Below are 11,867 nucleotides of genomic sequence, written 5' to 3'. Positions count from 1 at the left end.
GGCGGTACCCGGCATCCGTGTTCTCCGGCCGTTCGGGGCGCGCTCAGCCCCGCGAGACCGGGACGCGCGGCGCGCCGGTGCCGTCCGCCGCCCGCTCGCGCAGATCCGCGTACCAGCGCGCGCACGCCTCGTACGACGGCAGCAGTCCCGCCCGTTCGGCCTCGGCGAGCGTGGGCGCGGCGGCGTCCTTCCCGGACAGCACGGGGGTGATGCCGGACGGCCAGTCGATGCCGAGCGCGGGGTCGAGCGGGTGGACGCCGTGCTCGCGGGCGGGGGCGTAGCCGCGGGAGCAGAGGTAGACGACGGTCGCGTCGTCGGTGAGGGCCATGAAGGCGTGGCCGAGCCCCTCGGCCAGGTGGACCGCCCGGTGCTCCCGGTCGTCGAGCCGCACCGCCTCCCAGGCCCGGTAGGTCGGAGAGCCGGTGCGGAGGTCGACGACCACGTCCAGGACGGCGCCGCGCACGCACGTCACGTACTTGGCCTGCCCCGGGGGTACGTCGGCGAAGTGCACGCCCCGCAGCGTGCCCCGCGCCGAGACCGAGCAGTTCGCCTGGGCGAGCCCCAGTCCGTACCCGGCCGCCTCGTGGAGGTCCGGCGCCCTGAACCACTCGTGGAAGCTGCCCCGGTCGTCGCGGAAGATCCGCGGTTCCATGACCCAGGCGCCTTCGATGCCCATGTCGCGCACGTCGGCCCACCGTCCTTTCGTGTCGGTGGGTTCAACCGCCGCGGGCGCCCGGCGTCACCGCTGACGCCGCCGACCGGGTGACGGCCGGACGGGCGGCGGCCGGCTTCCGTCACGCGCTCACGCCGTCACGGGCTCACGCCGTCACGCGCATGCACGCCGTCCGGTACTCACACCGTCACGCCTTCAGTGCCGCGACCGCCGACGCCGCCAGGTCGTCGAGGTACCCCTCCGGGAGCGGGGTGCGGACCACTACCAGGCGCCAGTAGAGCGGTCCGATGATCAGGTCCAGGGCGCGGTCCGGGTCGGCGCCCGCGGGCAGTTCGCCGCGCCGGACGGCGTCGCGGACGACGAGCGCGGCCACGCCCTGCTGGCCGTCGAGCAGGGCGGCCTTGATGGCGTCGGCGATCTCGGGGTGGCGGGCCGCCTCGACGAGCAGGTCCGGGATGACCTGGGAGGCGACCGGGTGGCGCAGCGCGTGCGCGGCCACTTCCAGCAGGGCGCGGACGTCCCCGTACAGCGAGCCGGTGGCGGGGGCGGGGAGCCCCTGGGCGGCGAAGGCGGTCAGCAGGTCGAGGACGAGCGACAGCTTGGACTTCCAGCGCCGGTAGACGGCGGTCTTGCCGACGCCGGCCCGCCGGGCGATGCCCTCGATGGACATACGGGCGAAGCCGACCGCCGCCAGTTCCTCGAAGACGGCGGCCCTGATGGCCTCGGTGACGTCCTCCCGGAGTACGGCGGCTCCGGCGGGCTGCCGGCGGGGCGGCGGTGTGCTCATGCCCGGATCATAGCGCCACCCCCACGTGACGACGGGACGGTTGCGTTCCGACGTGAGCCCGTCCTACCCTCCCCGTAGCGACGAAACGGTCCCGTTCCGTCGCATCCCGCCCCCACGCCGAGGGAGACCGCCTGGTGAGTACGGAGACACTCGCACCCCCACGGGTGCACCACCCCCCGGAGGAGGACCTCCGCGCGCTCGCCCTCCGGCACGGGCTCTCGGTCAGCGGGGCGCGGCCCTCACTGCCCGAGTACACCCGGCAGCTGTGGTCCCGGCGGCACTTCATCACCGCCTTCGCGACCGCCCGCCTCACCGCCCAGTACAGCCAGGCACGGCTGGGGCAGATCTGGCAGGTGATGACCCCGCTGCTGAACGCGGCGGTCTACTACTTCATCTTCGGCGTCCTGATGAACACCAGGGCCGGCGTCCCCGACTTCGTCCCGTTCCTGGTCACGGGTGTGTTCATCTGGACCTTCACCGCCAGCTCGATCACCGCCGGGACCCGCGCCATCAGCGGCAACCTGGGCCTGGTGCGGGCCCTGCACTTCCCGCGCGCGAGCCTTCCGGTCTCGCTGGCGCTCCAGCAGCTCCAGCAGCTGGCCTTCTCACTGTGCGCCCTGGTGCTGATCCTGTTCTGCTTCGGCGTCACGCCCGGCTGGTCCTGGCTGCTGGCCGTCCCCGCCCTGTTCCTCCAGTCGCTGTTCAACACCGGGGTGTCGCTGGTGCTGGCACGGCTCGCGGCCCGTACGCCGGACATCGCGCAGCTGATGCCGTTCCTGCTGCGCACCTGGATGTACGCGTCCGGCGTGATGTGGAGCGTCGAGCACGTCCTGGCGAACAACCACCTGCCGCACGCGGTGCTGCTCGCGCTGGAGTGCAACCCGGCCGCCGTCTACATCGACCTGGTGCGCTTCGCGCTCATCGACAGTTTCACCGCCGCCCAGCTGCCGCCCCATGTGTGGGCCGTGGCGACCGGCTGGGCGCTGGTCGCCGCCGTGGGCGGGTTCATCTGGTTCTGGCAGGCGGAGGAGACGTACGGCCGTGGCTGACACACGAAGCGGGCAGCGGGTGCCGACCGTCGTCGCCGACGGCGTGCACGTCACGTACACCGTCCAGGGCGCCGGCCGGGCGGGCCGGGGCGGCGCGACGGCGGCGCTCGGGCGCATCCTGTCCCGTACGCGCACGGCGCCGGGCACCCGGACCGTCCACGCCGTCAAGGGCGTCAGCTTCGCCGCGTACAAAGGCGAGGCGATCGGGCTGATCGGCTCCAACGGCTCGGGCAAGTCCACCCTGCTCAAGGCCGTCGCCGGTCTGCTGCCCACCAGCGAGGGCCGGATCTACACGCACGGCCAGCCCTCCCTCCTGGGGGTGAACGCCGCCCTGATGGGCGACCTGACCGGCGAGCGCAACGTCATCCTCGGCGGACTGGCCATGGGCATGTCCCGCGAGGAGATCCGCGAGCGATACCAGGACATCGTCGACTTCTCGGGCATCAACGAGAAGGGCGACTTCATCTCGCTGCCGATGCGCACCTACTCCTCGGGCATGGGCGCCCGGCTGCGCTTCTCCATCGCCGCCGCCAAGTCCCACGACGTGCTGCTCATCGACGAGGCCCTGGCCACCGGCGACGCGCGCTTCCAGCAGCGCAGCCGGGAGCGGATCAGCCGGCTGCGCGAGGAGGCCGGGACGGTCTTCCTGGTCAGCCACAGCAACTCCACGATCCGCCAGACGTGCGACCGGGCGATCTGGCTGGAGGCCGGACGGCTACTGGCGGACGGCCCGGCGGGGGAGGTCGTTGACGCATACGAGGCACACACCAGGAAGAAATAGGTCATAGCGGGCTAAAGTTCCCCACGATGACCATCTCCAGGATCAGCGCACGCCGCACGCCCATCTTCACGGACCGGTCCTCCGCTCTGCCGCTGGCCGCCGTGTGGGCCTTCACGCGCGCCGGGATGCTCCTGCTCCTGTGGCGGGACAGCCTCGGCATCGGCGGGATCGGCCGCGAGGTCTACCTGCTGTACCGGCACTGGTACCAGCAGCTCTCGCAGGGCTCGTTCCCGCCCGACGACGTCACCTGGCAGTACCCGCCCGGCGCCGGGCTGGTCTTCCTGGCCCCCGGCCAGGTGCCGGAACTGACGTACTACCAGGCGTTCGTCGCCCTCACGCTGCTCACCGACGCCGTGGTGGCCTGCGCGCTCGCACGGGCCGGCAGCAGCGGGGCCTGGCTGTGGGTGGGCGGCCTGCCGCTGCTCCTGCATCTGCCGCTGGCGCGGTACGACGTCCAGGTCACCGCCCTCGCGGTGCTCGGCCTGCTGGCGCTGCGCGGCGGGCACGCGCGGCTGGGCGGCGCGCTGGCCGGGCTGGGCGCCATGGTCAAGGTGTGGCCGCTGCTCACGCTGCTCGGCACGCCCCGGGGGCACCTCACCCGCCGGGCGTGGACCTCGGCGCTGGTGGCCGCCGGCGTGCTGTTCGCGGTGCTCGCGCTGGGGTTCACCCACACCCTGGACTTCGCCCGCCAGCAGGGCAGCCGTGGCGTGCAGATCGAGTCGGTCGGCGGCAGCGCCCTGTCGCTGGCGCGGCTGGCCGGGTGGTGGCCGGGCGAGGTCCGCTACCGGTACGGGGCCTTCGAGCTGGCCGGGCCGTACGCCTCCAGCGCGGCCCACTTCGCGCTGCTGCTCACCGGGCTGGCCTTCTGCTGGCTGCTGCTGTGGCGGGTGCGGTCGTGGCAGTGGAGCGCGGCGACCCCGGTGGACGCGGCGTTCACCGCGGTACTGCTGTTCACCGTGACCAGCCGGGTGATCAGCCCCCAGTACATGGTGTGGCTGCTGGGTCTCGGCGCGGTCTGCCTGACCTGCCGGGACACCAGCCAGCGGACGGTCGCCGTGCTGATGCTGCCCGCGGCGGCGCTCAGCGCGCTGGCGTACCCGGTCCTGTACGACGACGTCATCACCGTGACGCCGCTGGGGTTCGCCGTGGTGGCGCTGCGCAACGCGCTGCTGGTGGCGGCCGCGCTGCTGTCGTGCCGGCGGCTGTGGGCGGAGACCGTGCCGGGACCGCCGTCGCTCAAGGGGCTGTGACGCGCGGGAGGGGGCGCCCCGGCGGGGCGCCCCCTCGTCACGTACCGTCCGCGGTCAGCTGTGCGTCCGCAGCAGGGTCCGCATCGTCCGCATGGCGACCGACAGGTTCGCCAGGTCGAACGCGTCCGAGCCCTGGATCTCCTCCAGCGTGGTGCGCGCCCGGCCGAGGATGGCGGCGTTGCGCTGCTCCCAGGCCGTGAAGCGCTCCTCGGGCGTCGAGGTGCCGTTCCCGGCCGACAGCACGTCGGCGGTGAGCGCGGCGTGCGCGGCGTACAGGTCCTCGCGGATGGACGCACGGGCCATCGACTGCCACCGGTCGGCGCGCGGCAGCTCGATGATGCGGTCCATCAGCTGGGTGATGGAGAGCCGGTCGGCCAGGTCGTAGTAGACCTCGGCGACCGCCATCGGGTCCTTGCCCGTCCGGTCGGCGATCGCGACGATGTCGAGCGTCGGGAACGCGGACGAGAAGCCCGCCACCCGCAGCGCCAGCTCCTCCGGGACGCCCTCCGAGGTGAGCTCCGCGACGATCGACTCGTACCACTCCTGGTCCGCGCCGCGCAGCATCTGCGGCAGCTTCGCCCAGACCTGCTCCACCCGCTCGGCGAAGAACTCGACGGTCTCGGCGAGCTGGACCGGCTGCGGCCGGTTGCCCAGCAGCCAGCGCGTACCGCGCTCGACCAGGCGGCGCGAGTGCAGCCGGATCCGGGTCTGGACCTCGGCGGGCACCCGGTTGTCGAGGGCCTCGACGGCGTCCCAGACCTCGCTCAGCCCGAAGATCGCGCGGGCCGCGGTCTGCGCCCGGACGATCTCCTCGATCGACGCGCCGGTCTCCTCCCGCAGCCGGTGCAGGAAGGTCGAGCCGCCGGTGTTGACGGTGTCGTTGACCAGCACCGTCGTGATGATCTCGCGGCGCAGCGCGTGGGCGTCGATCTGGTCGGCGAACTCCTCGCGCAGCTTCGTCGGGAAGTACGCGTGGAGCAGCTCGCGCAGGTACGGGTCGTCCGGCAGGTCCGTGTGGATCAGCTCGTCCGCCACCGTGATCTTGGTGTACGCGAGGAGGACGGCCAGCTCGGGCTGGCTGAGCCCCTTGCCCGCGTTGAGCAGCTCGCGGATCTGGCGGTCGTTGGGCAGGAACTCCAGCGCGCGGTCCAGCCGGCCCTCGCGGCCCAGGCGGCGCATGAAGCGCTGGTGGGCGTGGAGGAGCGAGGGGGACTGCTTGACGGCGTTGGCGAGCGCCACGTTCTGCGCGTAGTTGTTGCGCAGCACCAGCGAGCCGACCTCGTCGGTCATCTCGGCGAGGATCTTGTTGCGCTGCTTGACGGTCATGTCGCCGTCGGCGACCAGACCGTTGAGCAGGATCTTGATGTTGACCTCGTGGTCGGAGGTGTCGACGCCCGCGCTGTTGTCGATGGCGTCGGTGTTGACCCTGCCGCCCTCGCCCTCGGGGCCGCCCTTGCGGGCGAACTCGATCCGGCCGAGCTGGGTCAGGCCGAGGTTGCCGCCCTCGCCGACGACCTTGACCCGCAGGTCCTCGCCGTTGACGCGGATGGCGTCGTTGGCCTTGTCGCCGACGTCGGCGTGCGACTCGGTGCCGGCCTTGACGTACGTACCGATGCCGCCGTTCCACAGCAGGTCCACCGGCGCCTTGAGGATCGCCTGCATCAGCTCGGCGGGCGTCAGCTTGGTGACCGTCCCCTCGATGCCGAGCGCCGCGCGCATGTGCCCGTTGACCGGGATCGACTTGGCGGTACGCGGGTGGATGCCGCCGCCCGCGGACAGCAGCTCCTTGTCGTAGTCGGCCCAGGAGCTGCGCGGCAGCTCGAACAGCCGGCGCCGCTCGGCGTACGAGACGGCCGCGTCGGGGTTCGGGTCGATGAAGATGTGCCGGTGGTCGAAGGCCGCGACCAGCCGGATGTGCTCGCTCAGCAGCATGCCGTTGCCGAACACGTCACCCGACATGTCACCGACGCCGACGACCGTGAAGTCCTCGGTCTGGGTGTCGTGGCCGAGCTCCCGGAAGTGCCGCTTGACCGACTCCCAGGCGCCGCGGGCGGTGATGCCCATGCCCTTGTGGTCGTAGCCGGCCGAGCCGCCGGACGCGAACGCGTCGCCCAGCCAGAAGCCGTACGCGACCGCGACCTCGTTGGCGATGTCGGAGAACGTCGCCGTGCCCTTGTCGGCGGCGACGACGAGGTACGTGTCGTCCTCGTCGTGCCGGACGACGTCGGCCGGCGGGACGACCTCGCCCGCCACCATGTTGTCGGTGATGTCGAGCAGCGCCGAGATGAAGGTCCGGTAGCTGGCGATGCCCTCCGCCATCCAGGCGTCGCGGTCGACGGCCGGGTCCGGGAGCTGCTTGGCGACGAAGCCGCCCTTGGCGCCGACCGGCACGATGACGGTGTTCTTCACCATCTGCGCCTTGACCAGGCCGAGGATCTCGGTGCGGAAGTCCTCGCGCCGGTCCGACCAGCGCAGGCCGCCGCGCGCGACCTTGCCGAAGCGCAGGTGGACGCCCTCGACGCGCGGCGAGTACACCCAGATCTCGAACGCCGGGCGCGGCGCCGGCAGGTCGGGGATCGCCTGCGGGTCGAACTTCATCGACACGTAGTCGTGCGGCGTGCCGTCCTGCTTCTTCTGGAAGAAGTTGGTGCGCAGCGTGGCCTTGATGACGGTGAGGAAGGACCGCAGGATCCGGTCCTCGTCGAGGGAGGCGACCTGGTCGAGCGCGCCGTCCAGCTCCTCCAGCAGCCCGTCGGTCAGCTCGGTGCCGGCCCGCTGCCGCTCGGGCGACATCCGCGCCTCGAAGAGCGACACCAGCAGGCGGGTGGTGTGGACGTTGTGGCGGAGGGTGTCCTCCATGTAGTCCTGGCTGAACGTGGATCCGGCCTGCCGCAGGTACTTGGCGTAGGCCCGCAGGACCATCGCCTGCCGCCAGCCCAGGCCCGCGCTGAGCACCAGCGCGTTGAAGCCGTCGTTCTCGGCGCGGCCGGTCCAGGTCGCGGCGAACGCCTCCTGGAACCGTTCGCGGGCGTCGTCGGCGAGGTAGTCGCCGCTGCCGGCGCCGTGCGGCATGCGCATGCCGAAGTCGTAGATCCACGCCTGGGTGCGGTCCGCGCAGCGCAGCTCGTACGGGCGCTCGTCGACGACCTCGACACCGAGCCGGTTGAGGACCGGCAGGACGGCGGAGAGGGAGATCTGGGCGCCGGTCTTGTAGATCTTGAAGCGGCGCTCGCCGGGGCCCGCGCCGACCGGCTCGTACAGGGAGAGGGCGAACTCCTTCTCGCCCCGGATCAGCTGCTCCAGGTGGGCGAGGTCGGCCACGGCGGCGCGCGGGGTGTGGTCGGCCTTGTAGCCCTCGGGGAACGAGTTGCCGTAGCGGCGCAGCAGCTCGGCGGCGCGCTCCTCGCCCATCTCGGCGTTGAGCGCCTCGGCGAAGCCGTCCTCCCAGGAGCGGGCGGCCTCGACGAGCCGGGCCTCGATGCGCTCGGTGTCGGCGTCGGTCAGCGGGGTCAGCTCGGTGCCCTGCGGGACGCGGACGACGAAGTGCAGGCGGGAGAGGATCGACTCGGTGTTCCAGGCGGTGAAGTCGACGCTGATGCCGCCGAGCTCCTCCTTCAGGATGTCGATGATCCGCAGCCGGACGGTGGTGTTGAAGCGGTCCCGCGGCAGGTAGACCAGCGCGGAGTAGTAGCGCCCGTACTCGTCCTGGCGGAGGTAGAGGCGCAGCTTGCGGCGCTCCTGGAGGTACAGCACGCTCGTGGCGATCGACTCCAGCTGGTCGACCGGGGTCTGGAACAGCTCGTCGCGCGGGTAGGTCTCCAGGATCTGGAGCAGGTCGCGGCCGTCGTGGCTGTTGGGCGAGAAGCCGGCCTGCTCCAGGACCTCGGCGACCTTGCGGCGGATCACCGGCACACGGCGCACGGACTCGGTGTAGGCGGCCGACGAGAACAGGCCGAGGAAACGGCGCTCGCCGATGACGTTGCCGGCCTCGTCGAACTTCTTCACCCCGACGTAGTCGAGGTACGAGGGGCGGTGCACGGTGGCGCGGCTGTTGGCCTTGGTGAGGATGAGCAGCTTGTGCTCGCGCGCCTTGGCGCGGGCGTCGCGCGGCAGCCGGTTGAACGAGGGCGAGACGGGGTGCGCCTCGTCGTCGCTGTGGTGCGGGTCGGAGCGGAGGATGCCGAGGCCGGTGCCGGGCACGGCGGCCAGCGCGTCGTCGCCGGTCAGCTCGTACTCGCGGTAGCCGAGGAAGGTGAAGTGGTCGTCGGCCAGCCAGCGCAGCAGCTCGCGGGCCTCCTCGACCTCGGAGTCGCGCAGGTCGTCGGCGATCGGTTCGCGGGGCAGGCCCTCGGCGATGCGCAGGGCGGCGTCGCGCATCTTCTCCCAGTCCTCGACCGTCTCGCGGACGTCGGACAGGACGCGCAGCAGGTCGGCGGTGATCTGCTTGAGGTCGGCGCGGTCGGTCTCGCGGTCGATCTCGACGTGGATCCAGGACTCCGTGAGCGCGTCGTGCGCGTCCTTCTTGTCACCGCCGTCGGGCAGCACCTCGATGAGCCTGCCGGCCACGTCGCGGCGGACGACGACCTGCGGGTGGATCACCACGTGGATGCCGCGGCCCTGCCGGGACAGCTCGTTGGTCACCGAGTCCACCAGGAACGGCATGTCGTCCGTGACGACCTCGACGACCGAGTGGCTGCAGGTCCAGCCGTTCTCCTCGACCGTCGGCGTGTGCACGCGGACGCTGGCGGTGCCCTGGGGCCGGTTCTCGGCCAGCCGGTAGTGGGAAAGGGCCGCGCCGAAGACGTCGACCGGGTCGCGGTCCGTGAGGTCCTCGGGGGCGGTGTGCAGGTAGTAGCGCTGGAGGTATTCGAGGACGATGTCCTGGTCCGGACGCTCCGCGTCCTCGGCCCCAGTCTGGAGTTGCCCCCCGACCGGGCTGTTCTCAGCTACCCGGGCGGCCCGTTCGAGCAGCTCGGCCTTGGCTTCGTCCAGCTTGGTCTGCATGTCCTCTGGCTCCTGTCGCGCGCCGTTGCGTGACGTAGGTGAAAGAAGTGACACAACGCCACGACGCGGGGTATCCGGTCTGAGGCGACGTTATGCCGCGATGAGAGATGTCCGGGCCGTTATTGGCCAATTTTGGCGGCCGGGCCGGATGAGACGTGTCAGCGATCGCCCGGGCACGGTGGCACTCCGGACGCCGGCCGGGGGCTCCGCTGCCCCCATGGCGTATCGCGCTGATCACGGGTCCAGGCTATCGCTCCTGCCCCCCGGGCCGTCATGAGCCGTATGTGTACAAAACCCGGCCCTGAAGTTTGACACTCTGGACAGCGACACGTCTCCTGATGTCAGACACTTCGCACCACCTCCCAGCAGAGGCAGGCAGTGATGACCGTGAAGATCCTGATCGTCACCGGCGACGCGGCGGAATCCCTGGAGGTCCTGTACCCCTACCAGCGCCTGCGCGAGGAGGGGTACGAGGTCCACATCGCCGCCCCCGCCCGCAAGCAGCTGCGCTTCGTCGTCCACGACTTCGAGCCGGGTTTCGACACGTACACCGAGAAGCCCGGCTACACCTGGCCGGCGGACCTGGCGTTCTCGGAGGTGGAACCCAGCCAGTACGCGGCCGTGGTGATCCCCGGCGGGCGGGCGCCCGAGTACCTGCGCAACGACGCTGAGCTGCGCAAGATCCTCAAGTCCTTCTTCGACGCCGACAAGCCGGTCGCCCAGATCTGCCACGGCCCGCTGCTGACGGCCGCGGTCGGCGGGCTGGACGGCCGCCACGTCACGGCCTACCCGGCCCTGGAGCTCGACATGCAGGCCGCGGGCGCCACCTTCCAGGACACCGAGGCGGTCGTCGACGGCACCCTGGTCTCCTCCCGGGCCTGGCCCGACCACCCCGGCTGGATGCGCGAGTTCCTCAAGGTCCTCCGCGCCAAGTCCCCCGCGGCCTGACCCGCCCCGGGCGGGGTGCGCGGGCCCCCGGCCGCGGCGCACCCCGCCGGGGGTCACGCCGTGGGCCACGCCGGGCGGTCCCGCCGTGCACCCCCGCAGGGGGTCCCGCCGGCGCACCCCGCCCGGGGTCACGCCGCCAGCTCCTCCGCGACCGCCACCGCCTCCGCCAGCGTGTCCACGACGGGCACGCCCACCGCCGCCAGGCTCTTCCGGCTGTGCGAGCCCCCGGTGTAGAGCACCGCCTTCGCGCCCACGTGCGCCGCCGCCACCGCGTCGTCCGCCGCGTCCCCGATCACCACGATCCGCTCGGGCGGCACGCCCTCCAGCGCCACCAGGTGGCGCACCATGTGCTCCGCCTTGCCGGCCGTCGAGCTGCCCGTCCGTCCGTCCACCCGGACGAACCGCTCCTCGATGCCGTGCCGCCGCACGATCGGCACCAGCAGGTCGTGCGGGGCGAGCGACAGCAGCGACTGCGTGAGCCCGGCCGCCTGCCGCGCGGCCAGCAGCTCGGCGGCACCCTCCGCCAGCCCGCACACCTCGGCCCGCACCCAGTAGTGGCGGTGGAAGGCCTCGTCCATGACCAGCCACTCCGCCTCGGTGGGCAGCCGGCCCATCAGCTGCTCGTAGAAGAGCGGGACCGGGACACGGTAGAGCTCCCGGTACCGCGCGAGCGTGATGGGCTCCAGCCCTATCTCCTCGAACGCGGCGTTCGTCGCCCCTATCACCGCGTCGATGTCGTCGAGCAGCGTGCCGTTCCAGTCCCACACCAGGTGGGTGCCGTGCTTCCCCATGTCAGAAAGGTACCGGCAGGGTCCGACGGCGGAACCGGTTGTCCACAGGTCGCCGGTCAGCCGATCAACCCGGGGATCTCCTGCACCCCGAACCACAGCAGTTCGTGGTCCTCGGCCCCGTCCACGACGAACTGCGCGTCGTCGTCCCCGTGGTCGGCCGCGCCCAGCGCCTCCGCCGCGGCGGACACGTCGGCCTCCGCGTCGTCCGCGTCCGCGTGCACCGCCGCCGCCTTGGCCAGCGGCACGGCGCGGGCGATCCGCACCTCGCCCACCGACGAGGGGTCGAGCGCCCCGTCGGGATCGGCGGCCGCGGCCCCGTCGGGTACGTCGACGGCGACGACCACCCGGCGCCGCGCGGCGGACGGGTCGGCGGCCAGCATCCGAAGCGACGCGGCCGCCGCCCGGTTCAGCGCCGCGTACTCCAGCTCCTCGATGTCGTCCGACACGTACCACTCCCGCAGACCGGGCGTCACGGCGTACGCGGTCAGCGGGCCGGGGCCCAGCTCGCCCGCCTCGTGCGCCTGTGCGAGACCGGGGAGGGTCAGGGGGACGTAGACGCGCATGGCAGGCCGCTTTCGTAGTCG

General features: G+C 72.1%; 9 protein-coding genes. 4 read left to right on the top strand and 5 right to left on the bottom strand.

The genetic code is table 11. The annotated features are described in order from the left end of the window. Positions 1-43: 43 nt before the first annotated feature. On the bottom strand, positions 44-676 hold the full coding sequence (locus A4V12_RS27485; RefSeq protein WP_199831404.1) for a dTDP-4-dehydrorhamnose 3,5-epimerase family protein: 633 nt from the start codon (positions 674-676) through the stop codon (positions 44-46). Between the two features lie 184 nt (positions 677-860). Then, a complete protein-coding gene (locus A4V12_RS27480) occupies positions 861-1,460 on the bottom strand; it encodes a TetR/AcrR family transcriptional regulator (RefSeq protein ID WP_064072136.1) in 600 nt (199 codons plus the stop codon). Positions 1,461-1,594: 134 nt separating this feature from the next. On the opposite strand from A4V12_RS27480, the gene A4V12_RS27475 reads away from it, so the two are divergent. From A4V12_RS27475 to A4V12_RS27465, 3 genes are read left to right on the top strand one after another with little or no spacing between them, the layout of a single operon-like run. Next, positions 1,595-2,509, top strand: coding sequence for an ABC transporter permease (locus A4V12_RS27475; protein ID WP_064072135.1), 915 nt, complete (start codon positions 1,595-1,597; stop codon positions 2,507-2,509). Continuing rightward, on the top strand, positions 2,502-3,290 hold the full coding sequence (locus tag A4V12_RS27470; RefSeq protein ID WP_064072134.1) for an ABC transporter ATP-binding protein: 789 nt from the start codon (positions 2,502-2,504) through the stop codon (positions 3,288-3,290). Before A4V12_RS27475 ends, A4V12_RS27470 begins: the two co-directional genes overlap by 8 nt. Positions 3,291-3,316: 26 nt before the next feature. After that, positions 3,317-4,540 (top strand): glycosyltransferase 87 family protein, encoded by a 1,224-nt coding sequence (locus A4V12_RS27465; protein ID WP_064072133.1) that lies wholly within the window; start codon positions 3,317-3,319, stop codon positions 4,538-4,540. 54 nt (positions 4,541-4,594) lie between these two features. Here the strand turns inward: A4V12_RS27465 and A4V12_RS27460 are convergent, their stop codons facing one another. Further along, positions 4,595-9,544, bottom strand: a complete 4,950-nt coding sequence (locus tag A4V12_RS27460) for an NAD-glutamate dehydrogenase (RefSeq protein WP_064072132.1) — start codon at positions 9,542-9,544, stop codon at positions 4,595-4,597. 381 nt (positions 9,545-9,925) lie between these two features. On the opposite strand from A4V12_RS27460, the gene A4V12_RS27455 reads away from it, so the two are divergent. Further along, positions 9,926-10,492 (top strand): DJ-1/PfpI family protein, encoded by a 567-nt coding sequence (locus A4V12_RS27455; RefSeq protein WP_064072131.1) that lies wholly within the window; start codon positions 9,926-9,928, stop codon positions 10,490-10,492. A gap of 128 nt (positions 10,493-10,620) precedes the next feature. Here A4V12_RS27455 and A4V12_RS27450 read toward each other — a convergent pair whose 3' ends face one another. Then, positions 10,621-11,283, bottom strand: coding sequence for an HAD family hydrolase (locus tag A4V12_RS27450; protein ID WP_064072130.1), 663 nt, complete (start codon positions 11,281-11,283; stop codon positions 10,621-10,623). A 56-nt stretch (positions 11,284-11,339) separates the two neighbouring features. Then, a complete protein-coding gene (locus A4V12_RS27445) occupies positions 11,340-11,846 on the bottom strand; it encodes a DUF6912 family protein (protein WP_064072129.1) in 507 nt (168 codons plus the stop codon). Positions 11,847-11,867: the final 21 nt, after the last annotated feature.

The organism is Streptomyces noursei (genome assembly GCF_001646665.1).
GTDB lineage: Bacteria > Actinomycetota > Actinomycetes > Streptomycetales > Streptomycetaceae > Streptomyces > Streptomyces lavendulocolor.
The sequence above is the reverse complement of the archived record's forward strand: the minus strand, read 5'-3'. Positions and strand labels throughout refer to the sequence as shown.